Annotated in this window: 19 protein-coding genes and 1 tRNA gene; 17 read left to right on the top strand and 3 right to left on the bottom strand. The window is 50.7% G+C overall.

Annotated elements, in window-relative coordinates; translation table 11 throughout:
* Positions 1–117 precede the first annotated feature (117 nt).
* From HYT77_07590 to HYT77_07615, 6 genes are all read left to right on the top strand, one after another.
* Positions 118–765 carry a hypothetical protein gene (locus HYT77_07590; protein ID MBI2067857.1) on the top strand — a complete coding sequence of 216 codons (648 nt, stop codon included), beginning with the start codon at positions 118–120 and terminating at the stop codon, positions 763–765.
* A gap of 57 nt (positions 766–822) precedes the next feature.
* Positions 823–2,571 carry a hypothetical protein gene (locus tag HYT77_07595; GenBank protein ID MBI2067858.1) on the top strand — a complete coding sequence of 583 codons (1,749 nt, stop codon included), beginning with the start codon at positions 823–825 and terminating at the stop codon, positions 2,569–2,571.
* A gap of 115 nt (positions 2,572–2,686) precedes the next feature.
* Positions 2,687–3,778, top strand: coding sequence for a hypothetical protein (locus HYT77_07600; GenBank protein MBI2067859.1), 1,092 nt, complete (start codon positions 2,687–2,689; stop codon positions 3,776–3,778).
* A 158-nt stretch (positions 3,779–3,936) separates the two neighbouring features.
* Entirely contained in the window at positions 3,937–4,875 is a 939-nt protein-coding gene (locus tag HYT77_07605; GenBank protein ID MBI2067860.1) for a Fic family protein, read from the top strand.
* A gap of 73 nt (positions 4,876–4,948) precedes the next feature.
* A complete protein-coding gene (locus HYT77_07610) occupies positions 4,949–7,156 on the top strand; it encodes a hypothetical protein (GenBank protein ID MBI2067861.1) in 2,208 nt (735 codons plus the stop codon).
* Positions 7,157–7,205: 49 nt separating this feature from the next.
* The gene (locus HYT77_07615) at positions 7,206–8,633 is read left to right on the top strand and encodes an amino acid permease (GenBank protein ID MBI2067862.1); all 1,428 of its coding nucleotides are present in this window, start codon (positions 7,206–7,208) and stop codon (positions 8,631–8,633) included.
* 7 nt (positions 8,634–8,640) lie between these two features.
* Here HYT77_07615 and HYT77_07620 read toward each other — a convergent pair whose 3' ends face one another.
* Positions 8,641–10,140 carry a DASS family sodium-coupled anion symporter gene (locus tag HYT77_07620; GenBank protein ID MBI2067863.1) on the bottom strand — a complete coding sequence of 500 codons (1,500 nt, stop codon included), beginning with the start codon at positions 10,138–10,140 and terminating at the stop codon, positions 8,641–8,643.
* A gap of 150 nt (positions 10,141–10,290) precedes the next feature.
* Here HYT77_07620 and HYT77_07625 point away from each other — a divergent pair.
* Both HYT77_07625 and HYT77_07630 read left to right on the top strand, forming a co-directional pair.
* Positions 10,291–10,362 (top strand) — tRNA-Asn (locus HYT77_07625).
* Between the two features lie 161 nt (positions 10,363–10,523).
* Positions 10,524–10,922: a thioesterase family protein gene (locus tag HYT77_07630; protein MBI2067864.1), complete on the top strand. Its 399-nt coding sequence runs from the start codon at positions 10,524–10,526 to the stop codon at positions 10,920–10,922.
* 66 nt (positions 10,923–10,988) lie between these two features.
* Here HYT77_07630 and HYT77_07635 read toward each other — a convergent pair whose 3' ends face one another.
* Complete coding sequence (locus HYT77_07635; GenBank protein MBI2067865.1) at positions 10,989–12,425, bottom strand: ATP-binding protein; 1,437 nt, start codon at positions 12,423–12,425, stop codon at positions 10,989–10,991.
* Between the two features lie 321 nt (positions 12,426–12,746).
* Here HYT77_07635 and HYT77_07640 point away from each other — a divergent pair, with 321 nt between their 5' ends.
* The 4 genes from HYT77_07640 (at position 12,747) to HYT77_07655 (ending at position 17,040) form a co-directional block, all read left to right on the top strand.
* Positions 12,747–13,100, top strand: coding sequence for a GIY-YIG nuclease family protein (locus HYT77_07640; GenBank protein ID MBI2067866.1), 354 nt, complete (start codon positions 12,747–12,749; stop codon positions 13,098–13,100).
* Between the two features lie 163 nt (positions 13,101–13,263).
* On the top strand, positions 13,264–15,648 hold the full coding sequence (locus HYT77_07645; protein MBI2067867.1) for a S8 family serine peptidase: 2,385 nt from the start codon (positions 13,264–13,266) through the stop codon (positions 15,646–15,648).
* Positions 15,645–15,923, top strand: coding sequence for an Ig-like domain-containing protein (locus HYT77_07650; protein ID MBI2067868.1), 279 nt, complete (start codon positions 15,645–15,647; stop codon positions 15,921–15,923). Before HYT77_07645 ends, HYT77_07650 begins: the two co-directional genes overlap by 4 nt.
* A gap of 61 nt (positions 15,924–15,984) precedes the next feature.
* Positions 15,985–17,040: a fibronectin type III domain-containing protein gene (locus HYT77_07655; GenBank protein MBI2067869.1), complete on the top strand. Its 1,056-nt coding sequence runs from the start codon at positions 15,985–15,987 to the stop codon at positions 17,038–17,040.
* A 54-nt stretch (positions 17,041–17,094) separates the two neighbouring features.
* On the opposite strand, the gene HYT77_07660 is transcribed toward HYT77_07655, so the two are convergent.
* The gene (locus HYT77_07660) at positions 17,095–17,940 is read right to left on the bottom strand and encodes a prohibitin family protein (GenBank protein MBI2067870.1); all 846 of its coding nucleotides are present in this window, start codon (positions 17,938–17,940) and stop codon (positions 17,095–17,097) included.
* Positions 17,941–18,005: 65 nt separating this feature from the next.
* Between HYT77_07660 and aceE the strand changes: the two genes are divergently transcribed.
* The 5 genes from aceE to HYT77_07685 all read left to right on the top strand — a co-directional run bounded on the left by aceE (position 18,006) and on the right by HYT77_07685 (position 23,930).
* Positions 18,006–20,564: a pyruvate dehydrogenase (acetyl-transferring), homodimeric type gene (gene aceE, locus HYT77_07665; protein ID MBI2067871.1), complete on the top strand. Its 2,559-nt coding sequence runs from the start codon at positions 18,006–18,008 to the stop codon at positions 20,562–20,564.
* Between the two features lie 177 nt (positions 20,565–20,741).
* The gene (locus tag HYT77_07670; GenBank protein MBI2067872.1) at positions 20,742–21,032 is read left to right on the top strand and encodes a BrnT family toxin; all 291 of its coding nucleotides are present in this window, start codon (positions 20,742–20,744) and stop codon (positions 21,030–21,032) included.
* Positions 21,007–21,315 carry a hypothetical protein gene (locus tag HYT77_07675; protein MBI2067873.1) on the top strand — a complete coding sequence of 103 codons (309 nt, stop codon included), beginning with the start codon at positions 21,007–21,009 and terminating at the stop codon, positions 21,313–21,315. Before HYT77_07670 ends, HYT77_07675 begins: the two co-directional genes overlap by 26 nt.
* A gap of 69 nt (positions 21,316–21,384) precedes the next feature.
* The gene (locus tag HYT77_07680) at positions 21,385–22,656 is read left to right on the top strand and encodes a hypothetical protein (protein ID MBI2067874.1); all 1,272 of its coding nucleotides are present in this window, start codon (positions 21,385–21,387) and stop codon (positions 22,654–22,656) included.
* A 119-nt stretch (positions 22,657–22,775) separates the two neighbouring features.
* The gene (locus HYT77_07685) at positions 22,776–23,930 is read left to right on the top strand and encodes a thiolase family protein (GenBank protein ID MBI2067875.1); all 1,155 of its coding nucleotides are present in this window, start codon (positions 22,776–22,778) and stop codon (positions 23,928–23,930) included.
* Positions 23,931–24,066 lie beyond the last annotated feature (136 nt).

Raw genomic sequence — 24,066 nt, forward strand, 5'->3', positions numbered from 1 at the left:
CGCTCTTGGCCTGGCGTTGTTTTTAGGGGTCGGGGCTTCCGTGTTAATGAACCGATCAGATGAATCAGCAGCAAACGCCGTAGCGTAATTCGCCAATAAGTTAGAGGGGGATAACTCATGATACCAAATGGAATAGGTGGATCGAGCAGGGTCGTTAGAGATGATCGATCTTATGGAGGTGGGGCGCCGTTCGCCCCACCTTCCGGTAGCAGATATGTTCGGGCCTCTGTAGGGGCATTGGGAGCCGCCTCTTTGCTGGCTGTGGTTGTCGGTTCTGCCAAGGGAGGAAGGGCCGGATTGATCTTTGGGACATTCGCCGCAGCAGTAGGGGCATTGTCGTTGCTTGGGTGTGATAACGGTGGGAGCAGACCGAGGAGACGGGAGATTCCAGTACCATATCCCGTACCAATACCTGTGCCTGTACCAAGGCGTGAAATCCCCGTGCCATATCCTGTACCCTATCCTGTTCCTACCCCATATGGTGGTGATGAGGATTACGAAGGTGGAATCCGAAGAGGCGGTGGAACATACCGTGGTGGTGATGAAGATAGCGAGGGTGGTATCAGACGGGGATGGGAAACGCCAAGGCCGATACCTGTACCAACGCCCGAAATCCCGCGCGGTGATGAAGATAGTGAGGGTGGGATTAGAAGAGGTGGTGGGACATACCATGGAGGTTATGAAGGTAGTGGAAATGGTATCCCGAGCAGTGGTGGAGGCTCTTATGGTGGTGATGAAGATAGCGAGGGCGGGATCCGAAGATAATCAAATCAAACTAATGTAGATGCCGTAGCGTAAGGCATAAAGGGGGAAATTCATGATATGGCTGCGGTTGTCGGTTCTGCCAAGGGAGGAAGGGCCGGATTGATCTTTGGAACAATTGCCGCTGCAGGGGGGGCGTTGTCGCTGTTTGGTTGTGGTGGTGGTGAAAAGGGAAAAACCAAGCAATGGGAAAAGTCTGAGAGTGCTGTTCAGTCGGATGAAGTTGAACGGTATGCCAATGAGGGCAACGCGGACAAGCTGGATGAGATAGGGAACACTGCACGCTCGCGAAGCACCGCGATGGCCGAGAAGATCCGTCAGGCAAGACAAAGCAGATCCAAGACCGTTAATCATGAGGGACGAGAGATCCCTATTAAAGAGGCTGAGGCACTCGTTGTTTTTGACCGACTCGTTGCCGTCCGGGCCGACCTGAATGAGAACAGACTCTCTAAAAATGTCCAGGGCCGAATCGGTGGTGAATTGCCAGAAACCTGGCAACAGCGTCTTCAAGAAGAAGGGGGAAAGGCCCAGCAGTCCCAGTTTGATGGTTACCTGCTCCTGCTTCTTGATCAACTCGATGGGGAGGTGAGCAAAGACCAGGCAACTGCCGAGAGACTGGCAGGAGAAATCGCCTCCTTTGAAAAGCAGGCACCTAAGGTCCAGCTTGATAAAGCGACCGGCGACCTTCAGGGTTTTCGAACCGGCGAGGTTGGAAGAGAGCAGAGTCTCCATGGTCAGTATGCCAGTTTGGTTCGCAACAGGACCCATCAGCGGCTCTATTCAGCCAACACTGATTATCGGACACAGCATGATCGGAGTAACAAATTGTCTGTCTTGAACAGCACCTTGGTCAACCCGGCGGTCGATGCGGCCGTCTATATAGATACTCAGTTAGCAGAGATGATTCAAAATCGACGTCAGGAATTTATCCTCCTGGCCGAGGCGAGGAGACACGAGAGGGTCTTAACAACCTGCTATCGAGATGAACCGTATCACGTGCCAGATCCCATACCGGGTGGCGATGAGGATAGTGAAGGGGGCATCAAAAGAGGCGGTGGTAGACCCTCGGGCGGTGACGAGGACAGCGAAGGGGGAATCAAAAGAGGTGGTGGTGCAACCCCTCGTGGTGGTGATGAAGACAGTGAAGGTGGTATCCGCAGAGGTGGCGGGAGCCCTTCGACCGGTGGCGACGAGGATAGTGAAGGCGGTATCCGGAGGGGTGGAGGGACATCTCGTGGAGGCGACGAAGATAGCGAAGGTGGCATCCTGAGACAGGGGATGTTAGGATCTGGCCTTGCGGAAATCCGATATAAAAGAGTCCCCTATCAATGCTACGAAGACCAGAGTGGTTCTTACAAGACTCAGGCAGCAATTGTTGCCGAACGGGCAAAGAATGCGGCACGAAATGCCCAGGCAAGGCTTGAGACCCTTCAACCCCTCATTGGGCGGATGTATGGGGACCCTGTCATTAAGGCAGAGGGATTGGATCATCTCTTGCCGCGTGGATCGGTCCGACAGGTCCGTCCAGGATCGGGAGGGATTGAATATCTCTTCTACGACCCCTGGTTTAATCGGATTGATGACTTCTTCAGTCATTGGAGGGTTTACGACTCTCTGGATGATTTGGATGAGGCGATCCGTACAAAGAGCGAGTTTGGTCCGACCCTCTCATCCCTTAGGAGTTTGCAAGGGGCGGTCGGCTCCAAACAGGGTGAGGCGTCCGGATTTGTGAGCCGTGCGCTTGAGGCCGATCTGGCGCGACAGAGAGAAGAGGCCCGAAGCAAGCCTCAAACGCCACCGACTCAGTAATCCTGCTTTTTGAGACCCGGCCTTGTCCCTTGAAGAAAGATAAAGCCGGGTCTCTTTTTTTCCTTTCTGGAGTTTCCACTAAAAAACCGCTATCCTGCCCGTCGGGTATTTTACTATGGCACCCCCCTTAAAAGGTGAGGTCGTTTACCTCTTTGCCTTCGATGTCGCGGATGAGATCCGGACAGAGAAGGTGAGCAAGATCCTTTCCAAAAAGGCGATGCCATTTACCATCCCGCTCGACCATACGCTTCCCAAGGACATGCCTTTTTACACGCCGCTCACGATCGAGCCAAGGCCGCATGCCTGGAAACTGGGGGGACTCCCGATGAATATCGTTGTGAGGATTTATGATGTCGGGGTCGTCTCCCTCATGATCTCCGTCCCGTTCGAGGTCTCCTCTGTGAAGGAGCTCATAAAATTTCATGAACCGACCCTCGACAATCAGCGACCCCTCGACGCCGCTGCCCATGATCTCTGCACCGATATTGTAAAGAACCTCCAGGAATATATTGTGCGGGGGAGCGAAAAGGTGGGGACCCCAGAACCTTATACGGTCTTTACATTTCAGGAGGTTGGGGGGGTGGTCAATACCGGTCAATGGGTTGAGGAGCATCGACAGGAGATTGCCGGCCTGCTCGCGGAAACGGACGCCGAAAAACTGTCTCCTCAACAGGTGGAGGAGACATTCCGGCAGTCGATCAGCTTCAGTCAGGAAGATACGACAATTATTGACTGGGATTCAGCGTTCGTGATCGATCTCTCCGGTCCCCCCAAGGATATCCTTCACGTCCTGGAGCTTGCGAATCTCCAGCTGGAGGAGCTCGTCTTGATGGATCAGAGGCTCGACCGGTTTTTGGACCGGGCGTATGATGATCTCGAGGCAACGCGGTTCCCCTTTTTTGGATTTTTCAGAATGGGGCTCGCCAAGCTCAGACGATTCCGCATGGATGTCACGAAAATCACCGATGACGTCTCCAACATCAGTAAATTTTTTGGGGATTGGTATCTTGCCCGCGTTTATCTCGCTGCACGTGAACGATTTCACCTCTCGACCTGGAAGGAGAGCATTCAAAACCGCCTCTCTCATCTGGACCACCTCTACGAGGTTCTCCGAGCCGAGACCAATGAATCACGCATGCTCGTGCTTGAGTTTCTTATTGTGCTCCTGTTTATCATCGACCTCGTGGCCGTTTTTTTGAGGAACTGAGGCTGGTTCTCCGCTCACTTCTGGTAGGGTTTCCGGTTGACCAATAAGTTGACTTATGGTTGACTTATAGGGCCATGCCTTACAAGCCCTCTTTTCATATTACTCCGCACCTCCTAAAGGTTATTGAGGAAGTATCTGCCTGCCACCAAAAAATCATTATGGCCACCGTCCAGGTTCCTTGGGTCCCAATTCTCCAAAGAGAAGCCCGCACACGGATAACCCACAGTTCTACAGCCATCGAAGGAAATCCTTTGACGTTGGGTGAGGTGCAAGCCCTCGAAGAGGGGCGACCGGTTCCGGAGGCGGGAGAAAGAGCCCGGAGAGAGATCTTGAATCAATTGGCGGGGCTTCGATTCGTCGAAAAAAATCAGAAGAAAAAAATAATCACTCCTCGTGATCTTTTTCGTCTCCACAAAATTACCGCATCCGATGTCATGGATCAAGGTAAGGCTGGGCAATATCGTGTCTTCGGCGTCCGTGTTGGTTCCTACATTCCACCTGGGGCCAAAGAGGTTCCCAAACTCATGCAAGATTACCTCAAATGGTGGAACAAAGAGGCAGCAGAATGGCCCCCTGTAATCTCATCGGCCATCCTTCACTACCGCTTCGAGGAGATTCATCCTTTCGGAGACGGAAACGGACGTATGGGTCGTGCACTCGCCCTCTGGGAGCTTTATCGACGTGGATTTGACACAAATCATATTTTTTCTGTGGATGAGGTTTATTGGGAAAATCGGCCCCGTTATTATGCTCAGCTGGATGCCGTCCGAAAGGCTAACGGTGATTTGACCGGCTGGCTTGAATATTCCGCAGAGGCGCTCTATCTGACCTTGGAACGAGTCCTGGAACGTGTAAAACGCCTTACAGCAAAAGAGATAGCTAATAAAATAGTCCTCTCCCTCAAACAGGAACGACTCCTGCATCTCTTGCAAGATAAAGGGGGATTAGCCCCCAGCGAAATCTGGAGAATCCTCAAGGTCACCAAACAGGGGGCCGCAAAGATCTTAAAACCGTTGCTTGATTCAGGCCTTATTCAACGTATCGGCACCCGGAAGTCAGGAAGATACGTTGTGTCGGTTGTTCCCTTCTCGTTTTGATAAAAATTATCAATCTGATAATCTATGCCGCCGATATCTCTCAACAACATTTTGATTTAATTATCTTTTTAAAATGCCGGCTCCTCCTGATTTGGAGCTGAAATTGCACGAGTCATCACGCGTGGATCTCACTCTCCGCAAAGGCATCCTGATCGGTCTCTGCCTCCTCTTCGTCTCAACAATCGTTTGGGGAGGAAGCACGCCCAACCCCGTAAAACATTCAAGGTATTCAGAAAAGGAGAGGACAAAACAGGCGCTCCTGGAGGCCAAGGAGTTGAGGCAATTGGAGGGACGCAAAAGAACAGCCGTTCAGGAGATTCAAAGAGAGCTCCAACGGATAGCCAAATATAAAAAAAGAGATGCGAAGAGCCCAGACTCCACAAAGATATATGACTTAGTCGCTAGAAAATATGGGGACTTTGAGAAACAGATAGGGAGCCAGGATCCCGATGAATCGAGAGACGCGCTTCAAAGGTGTGAATTTCACGAATGTGCCGATCTCGATGATCTCCTCTCACTGGAAAACACAAAAAATGAGATCTCAAAAAAGATGGAAGAGCTCAGTCTGAAACTGGATCAGTTGAAGAAGATTCCAAGGTTGGGTCTGGTCAAGAAAGATCTCGAAACGGTCTCACGGCTCTCAGAGTTGTCCAAAAAAACCCGGAAAGATCAGGTGGCGACGAAGGCACACCATTTATGGAGAGAGGACCGGTCGAAAATACGGGCACTGGGGATGAACCTCTCAAAAATGAGTCACGTGGTGGCCAAGCAGACGGCCACCACCTTGCAGCAATTCACGACACTGATCAATGCCTTTGAATTGTACTTAGGCGATGAGCCACTGACAGCCACCGTACCGCCTTCGCAGACGATGACTGTACCTGTTCTCTATATCCACTGGTCGGACAACCCCGCTGAAATTAGTGACCGGGCAACACTCGACGAAGGTCTCCGTCAAATTCAGGAGTCGATCCGTCAATTTTCCTATGGACAGGCTGCGATCGACTTTACCGTCTGTGAGGCGGAGGGGGGAATTTATCCCGAGGAGGGCCCTTATGCCGAGGCGGTTCGGATCTGTGACCCCCAGCTTGATTATGTTGGAGAAGATGGGGAAACGCCACCGTTCATGTTGTTCTACCCTCTCCATGGCGGGGGAAAGACCCATTACAACACGCGATTTGATAGTGAAGAGGGGGAGTTTAGAACGGACACGGCGAAACCACACTGGGGGGCATTTAACGTTGATGTAGCGACCCATGAAATAGGACATGCGGCATGGGTCCTGAAACATGCCCACTCACTGGAGTGTGATGACTTTGTCTATGGTGGTACCACCTGTCGGCAGGGTGATGATTACGGGGACTACTTTGATACGATGGGTTACAATATTGGGCATTTTAATGCAAAGTACAAGGAGAAGGTCGGTTGGGTCGTCCCGAGGGTTTATTCCCCAATTCAGACTACCTATCTCCTCCGTCCCTTCGAAAGCGGCGAGACAGGGGACGTTGCACTCAAGCTGCCGGTCGATAACTCATTAACAGAGGGTGTTGCTGTTGATTACCGTGTCAATGAACTGTGTGACGATCTGTATATCGAGTATCGAAGGCCGATCGCTGGCGACGACGACGAGGCGTTGTTGAACGACTATATTGATTTGGGACTTGTCGATCCCGAAGGGGGGCTTGCCCTACATTGTGCCACAACAGAACCACCAGAGACCCATTATCGTTCAGACGGTTCTGCCTTTACAGGAGGAGGGACGCACAGTTGGCTCCTCGACTGTTCACCTTCATCACGCATCACCCGACGGGGTGACATCAAGGATTCATTGATTCGCCCAGGGGAGAGATGTGATGTCACCCAACTGGGATATGTTATAACATTCCAGCAGGTACGGCCTGACAACAGGGCGCAGGTGCTCGTGCAACGGTCATGTGACAACCCCAGCAGAGAAGAATTACCCGAGGAATGTGATGAAATCGACAATGACTGTGATGGGTGGGTGGATGAAGGGGGTGTCTGTCCCCTTCCTTCTCGCAGTTGCACCGATAGTGATGGAGGAAATAATCCGGTCGTCGGGGGAGGCGTTATCACCTCGACAGGTGGCCTCTTTCCCGTGACTGAAACCTTGAACGATTTTTGTGATGAAAGCGGCTCGATACTGACGGAATACGCCTGTATGGTAGGGGGCCGAAGTCACGCTATTTCTGGCCCTTGCCCCCCAGGTTTTTCTCAGTGCATCAATCCTGGAGGTGGTTTACCGGGATATTGTGTGCCTTGACCGTCCGGCTTGACACCGCTTAAGAATCCGATAAGAACTCCGCTCCCTCATGTCAAAAAATCTCTCGCGTGACGAACAGATCAGAAAGGATGCCGCGGATCTTCACCGATGGGGATATGTCCAGCAACTGTTCCGCGACATGGGCGGCTTTTCAAATTTCGCGATCTCCTTCTCTATTATTTCAGTCATCACGGGCGCAGCGACCCTCTACGGTCATGGAATCACATGGGGCGGACCAATGGTGTACGGATGGGGCTGGCCGATCGTCACCTTTTTTACGCTCTTTGTGGTCGCCAGTATGGCCGAGATCGCCTCGGCCTATCCGACCGCCGGGGCAATGTACCACTGGGCCTCCGTCCTGGGTGGCCCCGGCTGGGGCTGGTTCACGGCCTGGTTTAATTTCATCGGTCAGGTCGCTGTCCTTGCAGGGGTCGATTATGGGATTGCCCTGTTTCTGGCCCCGTTATTGGGACTCCCGGAGACGCAAACGTCTCTCTTGAGCCTGTACGCTATTGTATTGGTGAGCCATGGACTTTTTAATCACTACGGGATCCGAATCGTTGCCTGGCTCAACGACTTTAGTGTCGTCTATCATATTTTAGGAACGCTGCTCTTGATCGGTGCCCTTCTCTGGTTCGCCCCACTAAAACCGGTCTCATTCGCCTTTAAAACAGTCTGGACAGCCTCCCCTCATCCCTTTTGGTGGGCCTTTTTGGTGGGGCTCCTGCAACCACAGTGGACACTCACGGGTTATGATGCCTCAGCCCACACGACCGAGGAGACGGTTGATCCCAAGCGGAATGCACCCTGGGGGATGTTTCTCGCCGTTTTAATATCGGGGGTGATCGGCTTCCTCATGAATCTCGTAACAACATTGGCGATTCAGGACCTAAGCCTCACTACCTCATCCGCCAACCCCTACCTTTATATATTCGAAACGGCATTGGGAGAGCTGTTTGGAAGGATCATCCTCTGGATGGTCCTTGGGGCGATGTGGTTTTGTGGCTTATCTGCATTGACCTCGAGTGCCCGGATGCTCTTTGCCTTCTCACGGGACAGGGGGTTACCCGGTTGGCGGTTTTTGAGCCAGATCAGTGTGGCACACAAGACCCCGGCCCAGGCAACTTGGGTGCTCGTCGTGCTGGCTTTTCTAATCGCCATTTATTCCAAGAGCTACAGCGCTATTGTCTCGATCAGCGTCATCGGTCTTTATATCTCCTACATCCTCCCCGTCATCCTGGGGTTCAAGGCCCGTCTGCGCGGAAAGTGGCGCGATCGCGGCCCCTGGCATCTTGGCCGGTGGAGTCTTGTCATTAATGGAGTGGCAATCGCCTGGGTCGGTTTTATCTCTGTGCTGTTTGTTGTCCCACCAAACGAGCTGGCCGGCTATACGTTCGCGGGTCTCCTTCTGCTGTTAACCCTCTATTACTTCGTCTGGACAAGGAAACATTTTAAAGGGCCGAAACAGTCCTCATGACAAGAGACTAGGACCAGCCAAAAATAGGACAGAGCACCCACAACCCCCCCCAGATGATAAAAAATCCTACAATGTCGAAGATAACACCGACTCGAATCATCGCGGTAATCGGAACCCGACCACTCCCATAAACAATGGCATTCGGAGGAGTTGAGACCGGGAGCATGAAGCCGAAACTGGCCCCCAGGCAGGCCCCTAAGGCCGGCGGCACGGGAGAGATACCTGCTGACTTCGCCAACGCGATCATGACAGGAATGATCATACTGGCCGAGGCCGTGTTGGAAGTCGCTTCACTGACCAAGATGGAGAGTGCAATCGCAACACCGGTCACCTCCCACAAACTCTTGACCCCTGTGACCTCGGTCAACTGGCTGCCGATAAACTCGGCCAGCCCCGTGGAGAACATCAACTTTCCAAGGGTGAGTCCCCCTCCAAAGAGGATCAATGTTCCCCAATCAATCCTGACCGCCTGACTCCATCCGATGGTGAACTGCCTCTCCCTCCAATTGATCGGCAGAATAAAGAGGAGAAGGGCGGCAAAGACCGCTACGACCGACTCGTCCAGTCGACTCGAGACCAAGTGAACAAAGGCATGCTCTTTTCCATAAATCAGCGCCAATAGACTCGGAAGGATCCAGAAGAGAACCGCAACGCAGAAGGCGATAAACGCGTTCCTCTCGCCCCTGTTCCAACCACCATGCTGACTCTGTGCCGCCCGGGCGAGGTCCGGAAGATTTTTGAAGTCGGTCTCTTGCGACGGATGGAGGATCTTGAGGATCAAGAAAAGAACGCCATACATCACGACGAGCAGTGGAATCGTGAGAAGCATCCACTCAAAAAAGGTGATCTTCACCCCGGCAAGGCTCTGGATAAAGCCGATCCCGATCAGGTTGGGTGGAGAACCAACCGGCGTGCCAATGCCACCGACGGACGCCCCATAGGCAATCATGAGCATGATTCCCGACGCAAAACGGCGCCCGGGTGACTTGACCTCTGACATTGCATCGAGAACCCCCAGGGCAACGGGAAGCATCATCGCTGTGGTCGCACTATTGCTGATCCACATCGAGATCACGGCGGTGATCAATCCACAAGCAAGCAGGACACGAGAAGGGCCGCGACTCGCAAACCTCTTTGAGAGAATCGCCAAGGCAAACCGCTTGTGCAGACCATGGATCATGATCGCCTCCGCCAGGATAAAACTCCCGAGGAAGAGAAAGACGATCGGATCGGCAAACGGGGCAAGGACCTCCTTGGGAGGGGCGACTCCAAGAAAGACGGCCAGCAAGGCACCGAGGAGGGCAGTCGCGGGAAGAGGAATCGCCTCGGTGACCCAGAAAATCACAACCCAGCCTTGAACCGCCAAGAGTTGGTGCGCCGCGGGAGCCAAGGCAGGAATCGGGATAAGAAGGAGGGTGAGAAAAAGCAAAGGGCCTAAAAAGAATCCCGTGGTCTTTCTGATCCGTTCAAACCTCTCCTCCGCTGGAGACAAGAGCTCTTGAGACATAAAGGAACTCCCATCACGACCACGCCCAATTTTCAATGGGTAATGTTCGAACTGGTAGAAGCTAGTAGTCTTGCCTCTACCGCCATCCGTGTCCAGGTCGAATACATCTGTTTACAGGATAAACTGGCGGTGATAAACGGGCTCTCAATTTCCGGGGTAGCTCAGTGGCAGAGCTCTCGGCTGTTAACCGAGTGGTCGTCGGTTCGAATCCGACCCCCGGAGCATAGGGACAAGGAGTGATTTCAAGATAAAGTACACCAATGAATCTCTGGCTTCGTCTCATTGTGTTCATCCTTTCCTGACTCTCGCGTGGCCCCCTTCCATTTTTAGGTGAATCGGCCCTTAATTTCCACGTATTTCCTAATGATGCAGACCCCTTTGTAATGAATAACGGTCGCTATCTTACTTTTATGGATCTTGGGCGGATTGATATCATCTTAAGATCTGGATTGGTCAGGATGGTACTTAAAAAGAAATGGCGGCCTCTTGTGGGGATGCAAACTATTCGTTATAAAAAATCACTCAGGCTTTTTCAGAAGTTTCAGCTTAAAACAAAAATCCTCTGTTGGGATGAAAAGTGGTTTTATTTTGAACAGCGCTTTGAAAGGAATGGGGAGTTGATTGCTATCGGTCATATTAAGGGGCTGCTCCGTGGACCGAAAGGGAATGTGCCAACAACCGAAATAATCGCCAGCCTCAAAGAGCCAGTAAAGTCCCCTCCAATGCCTGATTTCATTTCAAAATGGCAGAGCGTCTATTACGCGAACACGAACGAGCCTTAGCGCCGATCCAACTTCTTGACGCTCTGGACTTATGACGCTGCGTATAGTTGATCAAATTGCCCAGTTTCACATCAACAAAAAATAACTCAGCGGCAGGTAAACAATTTTATCTTCTGGGAAGTGGGTTAGTTTTCCGTCACCGATAACAACGCCATAGTCACATTGAATCCTCTGCATGGTCTCGTTGGCTTGCGAACGCTCTTTTTCTCCTATACCGATTTCGATAGCGATTTGTTTCTTGTTGGCAATTTGCAGAATGAAGTCGGCTCCTCCCTGGACTCCGTCATAAGAGACTGCTCCGGCCCCGGATCCAATAAATTCCCGACTGAAATGCATCGCGGCGGCATCTTCTAAAAGCCTTCCCATGCGTGTATGGAAGGTGGCTTCTTTTCCGACAATCCCCAAAAGGGCCATCCGAATGGCCGGGGACATAAAAAGATACTTGGAAGGTTTGGTCAGTTTACTTTTGTGTGAACCATACGGCAAAACCCGGATCAATAACTCCGCCTGTTCCAATACAGAAAGCACCCTCTGTACGGTGATGCTACTTTCGATTCCAACCACGCTCGGCAATTTTGACAGACTTAAAACATCCCCGGCATCCGCAAGCAGGAAAAGCAACCGCTTGATCGCTTGCAGTGTCTGGGGATCAAAAGATTTCAGATTTTCAATATCCTTTTGAATAATCTTATCGAGCAGACCACTGATGGTTTCATAAACTTGAGTTGGATTTGAGAATTGAAGGGCAAACGGGAGCGTTCCCAGCATGAGATAATGCTGGATGTCGAGCTTATCGACGCGACTCCAGTATTGCAGAATCTCTTTTTCCAGTTGCGACAGGTTTTGATAAACCTCACGCGAATCGGATGCAAAATAGACCGCTTGTTTGATCTGACTTTTGAGTCCCTTGGCGGGAAAAATTCCCTGATGAAGCATCTGAAATTCGGGAAAACTTAAAGGGTATAATTTTTCTACAACAACCCGCCGATAGACATCCGGGTTTGTTTGCAGGGATACTGCAGACGATCCGGTGCAGAAAATAAATACCTGTTTGGTCCGGTCATAAAGCGATTTCAGGGCAAGTCCCCACTTCGGGTCGTACTGGACCTCATCAATAAAAAGGAAAATCGGTTTCTTGGTTCGCTCAAAGCTCTCGCCCAATATGCTTTCGTAGGCTTCGAGGATTTCCAGAAGATTGGAATTAACTAGGCCTGTTGCTTCATCGAGGGAGACATACAAGGTGCGTAGGGCATCAAAACGAGACTGTAGTTTCAAAAAGAGTTGAGACAATACGGTTGTCTTGCCGACCCCGCGAAGGCCGGGCACAATGATCCAGCGTTGCTCTGTCTTGCCAGCAAGAAAGTCATCCAGATGCCTCTCCAGTTTTTTGTAAATATGCCGTTGCGGGTAGATTTTCCCAGTAGGATCAGTAATATGGCCCTTTAAGCGATGGGGCGCCTGTGCGATTTGACCTTGAACATAATTGAGAGCGGCCTCTTTCACATATTCTAATATATAAGAAAAGTGGTTTTATTCAATATTAAAATATATAATACTATGATTCATTTTTAAATTCAGACGATTGCCCTATGTTTTCCCTGAAAATAGGGTGACATTTTGGCCGTGGTGGGCCTATACGGACGTGGGTGCGGCATAAGAGGTCGAGGGGGATCGGTTCATCAGGCCGGACGAGGTAGTGGCTGTAGTTCCGGAACCCGGTAAAAACGCCCCCTTGGAATTCAATTGTAAACGTTTTGCATAACAAAAGAAGCAAGGAGAAGGGTGGTGAGCGAGGAGTGCTGAGCAAACGGAGTGAGTCGAAGCATGACGAGTCGAAACACAAAATATTTCGTCTACATTCTCGAATCTTCCGACGGAAGATATTACACCGGTTACACAACCGATCTTGACCGCAGGTTCAAAGAACATCAAGCTGGAGTGGGTGGAAAATTTACTCGATCATTCGGTGCGGATAAAATTCTTCATCATGAATTCTATGCAACCCAATCCGAAGCGCTAAAACGAGAGGCACAGCTTAAAGGATGGACGCGGGCTAAAAAAGAGGCTCTCATCCGTGGTATGACAGAGGAACTCAGACACAAAGCAATTTTCAGACAGTCTCAAAGATTATTGAGACAAAAATCTTGGCCCCGCATCAAGAAGTTGAATCCATCTTAATTCTTCCTGTACGCCCCCAGAGTACGTTTTTTCTGTTTTTTTTGTATTCTTACGCATCTTTGTAAAATTCAAGTTGATACTGTCTACGAAAGTTGACTCGGGTAGTAGCCGTATCCGCTAAAAGTTGAAATGCTATAGAATTCCTTATGTGGCAGAAGCGAAAATGAAATTTGCGTTAACGTATAATAAACTTAAAACGATAATTACAGTTTTGGGGCTGGTTATTGCGAGTTACCAGCAAGGTTTGGCCGAAGTCTCCATTGTTGCCCAAAATAGAGCTTCTCCCAAACAAATCATTGTTAAATTTAGATCCGAGCTTTCCCGACCAATTGAGGATTTGCTGCCAGAGAATCTGAGATTTGACAGACCTAGTCAAAATGAGAGCTTGATAGATCTTTTCGATCAACACGCCTTAAGGAGTGTCTTAGATCAGCATGACTTCAAAGCAATGCGTCCCTTATTTGAAGATTTGGTGCGCAGAAAAAAACAAAGCGGCAAATCTGAATCTCAAATTTTCAAGGAGATTAAGAGCAAATTTGCAGAACGCACAAAACGCGTCATTGAAAAATCCCAGATACCGGAAAACATTTCAGGAACTTATGCTCTTGAGTTCGACGACTCCATACCCACTGACAGGATCCATGAAATAATTGCTGCCCTCGAGCAAAACCCTCAAGTCGCTTATGCCGAGCAAGACGGCTGGATTTGGGCGGCGATGACTCCTAACGACCCCATGTGGTCCTCTTCCCTTGCAGATCTTAACGAATATGATCTCTTCCATTTTAGAACTACCGGAAAACTCGGTCTGGTTCGCGAGAACTTCGAGCAAGCTTGGGATGTCACAACGGGTACGGGGGTGGTGGTTGCTGTCACCGACACGGGCCTTGATTGCGATCATCCGGATATGGCTGCTAACTGTTGGACAAACGATAAGGAAATTCCTGGAAATGGAATCGATGACGATGGCAATGGCTATATTGACGATACTTGGGGTTGGGATTTTATTAACAATAGTAATGATCCGACAGATGACAATAGCCACGGTACTCATGTGGCTGGCACCATCGCGGCCGTCGGTAACAATTTCTTAGATGTTATTGGCGGTGCCTTTGGTAGCAAGATAATGCCAGTGAAGGTGTTAAATCTTAGCGGCATTGGCCAATGGTCCGAGGTAGCCAGTGGGACAAACTACGCTTGTAATAATGGTGCGGATGTCATTAATGCCAGTTTGGGAGGCTATGGATTTACCCAAGCCATAGCGGATGCTGTTGCCGCTTGCCGCAGCCTTGGCGTTACCTATGTTGCTGCCGCTATGAATGATAACGTGGACTGTGCGGCATCGTATCCCTGCAGTTATAGCGGCGTTCAATGTGTTGCTTCTTTGGATGCTACAGATGAAAAATCAAGCTATTCTAATTTTGGCAATTGTATTGATGTGGCGGCTTACGGCCGGGATATAGTTTCCCTTCAGGCAGGTGGCATACCGGACTATACCAACACCGTAAGATGGATGAGCGGTACCAGTATGGCCACACCTCAGGTGGCAGCCCTGGCCGCTTTGATTATTTCAAAAAACCCGAGCTTTAGTAATGATCAGGTAGCTCAGATCATACGAACAACTGCAGATGATATTCACGACGCGGGCTTTGATATCACTAGTGGTTATGGGCGAATCAACGCCTGGCAGGCTGTCCAAGTCAACAGTGCTTTAGAAGCCATTATTACAGCTCCTCTGGTAGCTAACCAGTTACTAGCGAGAACCGATGTAACAGGTAAGGCGTGCGGAGCAAATTTTTCCAGCTACGTATTAGATATTGGTGCTGGCCAGAATCCCATCTCTTGGACAACTCTTTCCAGTTCCTCCTTACAAGTTTGCGGTGCTGGCACGGGAGGAAATCTGGGTTCTATAAATGTATCAAGCTTAGTTGAAGGTACTGCTTACACCCTGCGTCTTACTGTTACCGACACATCGGGCAACCAGTATGTTGATCGCGTGGGTGACCTGAAGTTTGCCATATTGCCCACTGTAACTATCATCTCTCCTCTGGAGGGTCACACGTATGGCGGTGCAACCGTTTTAGTGTCTGGCACGGCTTCGGACAACATAGCCGTGGACAGAGTGGAGGTTCAATTAGATAACGATCCCTACATCCTGGTCTCTGGCACAGACAATTGGTCTTACGAGCTAACCATTCCCCGAGATAATTACCAGGTACACATTGTTCGAGCTAAAGCCACGGATAATTTTGGTAACCAACAAATATCAATTGTTACCATTATTGTGGATACACGACTTCCCGTTATCTCAAACGTTTTAGCAGATCAAATTGAGGCAACTTCTGCTCGAATCACTTGGACAACAAATAAAAATGCAGATTCTCAAGTAGAGTATGGTTTAACCACAGCCTACGGCAATACCACCACTGTAGCGCCTGCTTTAGTTACGAGTCATTCCCAGAGCATCACGGGTCCAACCGTTCTTGTTCAACTAATAACACCTTTACCACGGCGAATCCGCCAGACATCACCGCTCCTACCATTTCCATGAGCTCACCTCTGGAGGGTGCCACGGTTACCGGTTCCGCTGTAACGGTTTCAGCTTCTGCGTCGGATAATGTTGGAGTCGTTGGCGTTCAGTTTAGACTCGACGGAGTAAATTTAGACACAGAGGATACCTCTGCTCCTTATAGCATCATTTGGAATAGCACCTTAACAGCAGGTGGAGCCCATACCCTTAGCGCTTTAGCCAGAGACGCGGCGGGCAATCAAGCGACCGCGACGAGTGTTAATGTAACGGTGGATAACACCGCTTGCGTCAGTTAAAATTACAAGAACTGCTTCCGGCATATCCGATGTCTATACCAATCCGAGGATAGTGGGAATTTTGGCTGGTGAAACCTATCGTGTTTCTGCGTGGCTGCGCCGAAGTGAGATTGGAGGCTCTTCTTCTTCCTCGGGCGCCAGGGTGACCGTGCGCTGGTATAACAGCTCTGATTCTCAACTGAGCGAAGACACAGTTTGTAGTAACTTGCAGGGAACTGCCGATTGGACAGAGTGTACGCGATCTTTTGTTACCCCACTTGAAACAGCCAAGGCTCGTGTTTTTTTAAGATTGTACAATTCTACGGGCACCGTGCATTTTGACGACGTTTCTCTACAATTTACCGCTCCAGATACCATTGGTCCTTCTATCTCGGGTATTTCTGTTTCCGGGATTACCGACACCCAAGCTACGATTGCCTGGACGACCAACGAAGATGCAAATTCTCAAGTGGAGTACGGCCCCTCGATCGCTTATGGCTTGAGCACGGCTTTAGATAGCGCGTTGGTGACTGGTCACAGCCAGAATCTGACAGGACTTAGCGCGTCTACCTTGTACCACTATCAGGTTTGCTCCGCTGACGCGGCTGGCAACCGAACCTGTTCTGAAGATCAAACACTGAATACTCTGGCCCCGCCCACGGTTGGTACCAACCTTGTTTCTAATACAGGTTTTGAATCTGGAACCTCGGGGTGGAGTTTTTGTAGCAGCTCGTATTGTTCAATAGACAGTGCTATCTATAGATCGGGAACGTATGCCGCTAAAATTACCCGAACTTCCCGTGGCATCTCGGAAATTTATACTAATCCAAGAATTTCCGGTGTTACCGCCGGGCAGAATTACCGTATTACCGCCTGGTTGCGCCTAGAAGCTGTTGTTGATAGTTCTTCCTCTTCCGGTGCGCGTGTTGTCGTTCGATGGTACGACAGTTTGAGTTCTCAAATTGGGGGAGATGTTACCGTTTGTAGTGGTATTCAGGGAACCGTAGATTGGACCGAGTGCTCTAACCTCTTCATTGCCCCCGCCTCCGCTACGCAAATGAGGGTATTTCTGCGTCTCTATAATGCCACAGGGAGCGTGTGGTTCGATGATGTTTCGGCCAACCAGGTCACCTACTAACTCGTGTTATGGGACTTTTTACTTATCACATAACGGTGAGAAGCGCCGTGAATTTTAGTTATTCCCGCCCAGGATGATCGGTAGACCATCCTTCCCGCTTCCGATCACAACCACCTTGGTGTTCTGACTGTCGGCCAGTTTGGCGGTTGCCTCGATTCCCTTCCAGGTGAGGAAGAAGGGAGTCAGTCCGCTCGTGACGATTCGTTGAAAATCGGCGATTCCCTGTGCCTCGACCCGCTTTCTGTCCGCCTCCTGCTTCTCCTTGTCCAAGACGAACTTCATCTGTTCGGATTGTTGTTCCGCCTCCAATTTTTTCTCAATGGCCGTGGAGAGGATCTGGGGCAGAGTCACATTGCGGAGCAACACTTTTTCTATTGTAATGCCGCGTTCTTCCATGAGGGGGGCCAACTGCTTGTAAATTTCGTCTGACATCAGACTTCGTTCGGAGGTGTAAAGCGCCTTCGCCTCATAGCTGGCTGTAACTCCCCTCACGACGGAGCGGGCCTGTGGAACGACAACAACCCGTGTGTAGTCGGGGCCAATTGTCCGGTAGACCTCGGCCGCCTTTTCCGGATTGAGGCTAAAGAGAAGCGAGGCGTCGAGCGTGACGCTCAACCCCTCTTTGGAGGGGACATTCGCCGCCTCCTCGATCTGCTGGGTCCGGATCGACATCTTGTGGATCCGCAGGAGGGGATTGACGATGTGAAAACCGGCCGGAATCGTTTCACTATAAATCTTTCCAAAGAAATCCTTGATTCCAACATTCCCGGCCGGGATAATCGTGAAACATTTTGACGAGAGCCAGACCAGAAACAGGAGTCCTACGTAGAACAGCAATCCTTTCTTTCTTGGGAAGAGGCGGTCCAGAAGATCTCTTGGATTAAATGACTCGTCGCTCATGGTGATTCTCCTTTTGACTAAAAAAACAGGTTATGGATACGTAGGGTTTCATACAGGGGTATAACATGGGTCCGCAAGATAAAAAGGGGCGCATCTGTTTTCCATTTGAGACCCCCTACATCAACACGATTCCGGTTGGGGATCAGCCACCCTATCCGGGTGACTTCAAGATCGAACAACAGATCCGGAACATGATCCGCTGGAATGCGATGGCGATGGTCGTTCGAGCTAACATGCGTGAGCCAGGGATCGGCGGTCATATTTCGACCTACGCCTCCTCCGCAAACCTCCTGGAGGTCGCCTTTTGCCACTTTCTAAAGGGGCATGATCATCCGGAGGGAGGGGACCAGGTCTTTTTTCAAGGGCATTCCTCGCCCGGAATTTATGCCCGTGCCTTTCTGGAAGGGCGGGTGACGCTTCAACAGGTGGAGAACTTTCGTCGCGAGTTGGCGGAAGGAGGGGGACTCTCTTCCTATCCGCATCCGTGGCTGATGCCTGATTTCTGGGAGTTTCCAACCGTCTCGATGGGACTCTCACCGATTCAGGCGATCTATCAGGCGAGGTTTAATCGCTATCTTGAGGATCGTGGAATCAAAGAGACGAGTAGTCAACGTGTCTGGGCGTTTGTGGGGGATGGAGAGATGGACGAACCGGAGTCGATGGGCTCGATCACCGTCGCCTCACGTGAACAGCTCGACAACCTGATTTTTGTCGTCAATTGTAACCTTCAACGCCTCGATGGCCCGGTTCGCGGCAACGGCAAGATTATTCAGGAGCTGGAGTCGATCTTTCGGGGGGCCGGCTGGAATGTGATCAAGGTGATCTGGGGGCGTGACTGGGACCCGCTGCTTGCTGCCGATAAAGAAGGGCATCTCGTTCGGCGAATGGGCGAGGCGGTCGATGGTGATTATCAGAAGTATGTCGTCGAACCTGGCAGCTATACACGGCAACATTTTTTTGGGAGAGATCCGGAGCTTTTAAAGATGGTTGAGTTGTTGACGGACGACCAGATCCGACGACTCCGTCGTGGGGGGCACGACACCTTCAAGATCTATTCTGCCTACAAGGCGGCTATGGAGAATAAGGGCAGTCCGACGATCATTCTGGCAAAGACGATCAAGGGATATGGATTGGGCGAGGGTGGAGAGGGACGAAACATCACCCATCAGCAAAAAAAGCTTAACGAGGCGGAGCTCCGGCAGTTTCGGGACCGATTCAAGATCCCGATTTCGGATAAACATCTCAAGGAGGCCCCCTTTTATCGCCCGCCGGCTAATAGCCCAGAAATAGAATATCTCCTCGAACGCCGCCGGGCATTAGGCGGGTTTGTTCCACGCAGAAAAACAGCAAAAGAGAAAATTTCAACCGTTACACTGAGCGATTTTCGGGAATTTCTTGTCGGAACCCAGGAAGGACGGGAGGTTTCGACAACAATGGCGTTTGTCTCTCTTTTGTCAAAGCTCCTCCGCCATCCCCGTCTTGGAAAATTTATCGTCCCGATCCTTCCTGACGAGGCGAGGACTTTTGGAATGGAACCGCTCTTTCGTCAGGTTGGGATCTACTCCGCCATGGGTCAGCTTTACGAACCGGTCGATGCGAAGATGATCCTTTACTACCGCGAGGCGAAGGAGGGGCAGCTCATTGAAGAGGGGTTGACCGAGGCAGGGGCGATCTCCTCTTTTGCAGCGGCTGGCAGTTCGGAGTCGAGTCATGGGGTAATGATGATCCCATTCTACATTTTCTACTCGATGTTTGGTTTCCAGAGGGTCGGCGATTTGATCTGGGCGTTGCAGGATCAACGGTGTCGCGGTTTTATTCTGGGGGCGACGGCGGGAAGGACGACGCTTTCCGGTGAAGGACTTCAACATCAAGATGGTCACAGTCCTCTTTTTGCCAGTGCCTATCCGCGCGTGAAGAGTTACGAACCGACCTTTGCCTACGAGATCCTTGTTCTCATTCGAGAAGGGATCCGCGAAATGTACGAGAGGGGAAGGGAGCTGATGTACTACCTCACCCTTCAGAACGAGAATTATCCGATGGCACCAATGCCGGACGGTGTTGAGGAGGGAATCCTCAAGGGGATGTATCTTTTTTCCAGTGGGGATATGGGAGGAAGGGCACAGCAAGCGGCGCCCCTACGTGTAACACTGTTGGGAAGCGGCTCGATTTTTCAGGAGGTTTTGAAGGCGCAGAAGATTTTGAGGGAAAAGTTCCATATCGTTGCTGACGTCTGGAATGTCACGAGCTACAGTGAGCTCCGACGCGAGGCGCTCGAGGTGGAGCGTTGGAACGTGCTCCATTCAAGCGAACCGCAAAAAAAACCTTGGATCACCCAGCGGTTGGGCAAGGTAGAGGGGCCCGTGATCTCTGTCAGCGACTGGATCCGGGCGGTCCCGGACCAGATTGCACGATGGGTGCCCCATTTTTATTCGTTGGGAACTGATGGTCTTGGGCGTAGTGCCTCGCGGGCGGAGCTGCGTCGTTTTTTTGAGGTTGATGCCGAATCGATTGTCGTGGCGAGTCTCTCCCAACTGGCCCGGCAGGGGAAGATCGGTCATCAGGTGGTAGGGGAGGCGATCCAAGGATTTGGAATCAATCCGGCCAAAGAAGATCCAGGTCTATAGCGTTTCAACTTTTTATTCGTACGGTAGTGCGGATAAAAAGTTAGAAATACTTATGGTTGGTCATTTTAAATTGTACTCATTGAAAGTTAATAAACCATATCCTAAATTTAAGATAAACTTTGGTCCTATTTTTGAACCCTTGCAATGTGTAGCGGATTGTATATACTTCAAGAATCCGTGGATTTCACCTTGCTCAAGGGGTTCGAGTGGGACGTCGGGAATATAGCAAAAATACAGAGCCGCCTTGACCTGGCCACGGTCGAGTTTGCATTTCATGGAGGACCCTATGTGGCATTTGATGAAAAGCATTCCTCGCACGAAAAGAGGTGGCTGTTGGTTAATAAAGTACAGGAACGATGTATTTTTATTATTTTTACAACACGTGACAGAAAAATTCGCGTGATTTCGGCAAGGTACATGAGAAAAAAGGAGGCCAAGAAATATGAAGACTGGTTCAAAAAGGAGTAAGGCAAGAAAGGCCTATTCAGAGACCGATATTGATCGGTGGCTTAAGGGAGCCGACTTGTCGCGGCTTTCTTCAAAAATCAAATTTCACAAAGTCAGTTTTTCCAATCTACAACCGACCGATTGGGACAATCTTTATGAAGACTTTCAAAGGAGCAAGCCAATTAGTATCCGTCTGCCAGTGCGTGTGATTGACAAGTTGAAGCAGGTCTCTCTCCAAAAAGGAATTGCTTATCAGTCGCTGATTCGGATGTGGGTGACCGAGAAACTGCAAATGGGCTCTTAATGTTGTTGTTTTTGCCGATAAGCTTTGGTCATCGACACCGAGCAATCATTGGAATATAATAGGTCTCACGTGAATCCTGCCCTTAAGAAAGGTTATTGGGGAGCGGTCATACTGCTTTGTGTCTTTATCATGGCCGGTTTTCCCGCACCTCGGATAAAAAAAGAGGTCAAGCGCAAGTTCCCGAAATCTCTTATAAAAGTAGAAGAGCTCAGGATAAAAGAGGAGGTGCCGCTGGAGGTTATTGCGAAGGACCGATTTTTTAAGGCCCTCATTCGTAAAGGTGTGGCGAAAAAAAAGGGAGGGGCAAGGATCGAGCCACGGCGGGCGATCCCCTCTTATTATTATCGCCCGTCGATTGACCCCAGGGTCCTCTCAGGGATGGAGCGACGCAAGACGATTCGGGTGAGTGTATTTGCAGATGACACGGATTACTCACCCCCTATATCAGACGATGATATTGAAGAGACATTTGAATTTGCCTCAGAGACGCTTCAGTCAAGTACGGGTTGGGTTTATCGAGTGATTGATATCCAACACGGGAGCTACTCAGCTTTGGGATCCAATGCCTCGGATTATCTTCAAGAGAGGTCTGATGGAGAATTAGAGTTGCCCGACTACATCGTTTTCTTTGCAAAGGATACCGATTCCCTTAGTTACGGGGGACACACCCTTGGTCCGTTTGCCTTTGAAACTGTTTGTAATCGAGCGGGTTCTCCTTACTATCCGCCGGGAGACGTTTATGGGGCGGTTCTTGATTGGCACCATCTGCTGGGCAGGTGTGGCTATGAGCTTGAGGGTGACTCCTATGTTCATGTGAGCTCAACTTCGTCAGGAGGAGCATGTCGTAATCAAGATGGACTTGAATGTGTCTTCCGCTATGGGGAATGGCAGTGTCCCGATCTCCTCGAGGATCCTGACTTCCTTCCATTTCTGGAAGACAGGCGTCTTTTTACCGCTGCCACTATCAACCACGAGCTCTTGCATTCTTTTGGACCTCCGGGGAGGAGCGATACCAATCATGGCTGTGGTCCTGAGGTCCCACCGGAAATTGTTGAACTATCAGCGTTTAACATCTGTGGGACAACGATCAGCTCTCTCTCGCAAGCATCCCGAAGCTGTGCGGGTGATCCCCGTCCACCAGGACTCCGTTGTAGAGAGGATCTGGAATGTCAAAGTGAACAGTGTTATTCCTTTCTCCCTCCTTCCGGGAGACGGACACGGTCTCTCTGTTCTCAATCCTGTGAAAGTGATGAAGATTGTTCCGCGGTTGAATTCTGGAGGGTGAGCTGTCTTGATCGTGCCGGGTCGCCGGTGACAGAAAAGGGATGCTATTATGAGTGATCCCTTGCCAGTAAAAATCCTTTGACTTCCTGCGTCAGTGTAAGAAAAGGGTGCCAGTGGCCTTCCCGGTAGGGCGGGCTTACCTTAAGAGGGGGAGATTACTGAAGGAGGTTTATTTTATGGAAGCTGTCATTGTTGCCGCGGTTCGAAGCCCGATGGGTAGATCCGGTAAGGGACTTCTTCAAAACATGAGGATTGATGACTTGGGTGCTGTGGTGGTTCGTGAGGTTCTGAAAAGGGTGCCCAATCTCGATCCCAAGGAGATTGAGGATGTCCAGATCGGCTGTGCCATGCCGGAAGGTGAACAGGGGATGAACGTGGCACGTCAGATCAGCATGCTCTCCGGTATCCCGCTGGAGGCGGCCGCCACCACGATCAACCGCTTTTGTGCCTCCGGATTAGAGTCGATCTGTAATGCGGCCTTGCGGGTCATGACCAGTCACGGCGATGTTTTTGTGGCAGGCGGGGTGGAGTCAATGAGCCATGTTCCGATGGGGGGATTCAATCCCTCGCTCAACGAAAAATTTTTTCAGGGAGGTTTGCCACAGGCGTACGTCTCGATGGGGATCACGGCTGAGAATGTCGCCTCAAAATATAAGGTGAGCCGTGAGGATCAGGACCGGTTCGCCCTCGGTTCTCACCGGAAGGCGGTTGCGGCCCAAAAAGAGGGGAAATTCAAAAGTGAGATGATGGCGATTGAGGTCCAGCTGCCGGATGGAAAGAAGGTGCTCCTCGACCGGGACGAGACCCCACGTGAGGAGTGTAGCCTCGAACAGCTTGCCAAGTTGAAACCGGCTTTTTTAGAGGGAGGCTCAGTCACTGCAGGGAATTCATCACCACTGACCGATGGTGCCGCGGCTGTTGTTGTCATGTCGATCGATCGTGCCAAGGCGTTGGGGATTCGTCCGCTGGTTAAAATTCGTGCCATGGCCGTCGCCGGTCTGGAACCGGAGTATATGGGGATGGGTCCTGTCCCTGCCGTCAAAAAAGTTTTGAAGAGGGCTGGCATGACACTCAAGGATATTGATGTGATCGAGATCAATGAGGCGTTTGCGTCCCAATCCCTTGCGGTTATTCGCGAGTTGGACCTCGATATGGAAAAAGTGAATCCACATGGAGGGGCGATTGCCCTCGGCCACCCGCTTGGTTGCAGTGGCTCTCGTATTATGGCGACGCTGATTAATGGTTTAATTATCAAGAATAAAACCGTTGGTCTTGAAACGATGTGTATTGGGGGCGGCCAAGGAATGGCCGCGATTGTGGAGCGGTTGTGATAAAGGCCCATCTGCTTCGTTGGCTGGCTCGGATGCTCCTCGACGTACGACACAAGTACGCCTGCGGTGCTCCTCACCAGCCTGCCTTGCATCCGGGCCTTTCTCCCAACCGCTCCTCGGATGGGTAGGAGAATGA

The sequence above is a fragment of the Deltaproteobacteria bacterium genome, from assembly GCA_016180855.1.
In the GTDB taxonomy this organism is placed as follows: domain Bacteria; phylum UBA10199; class UBA10199; order JACPAL01; family JACPAL01; genus JACPAL01.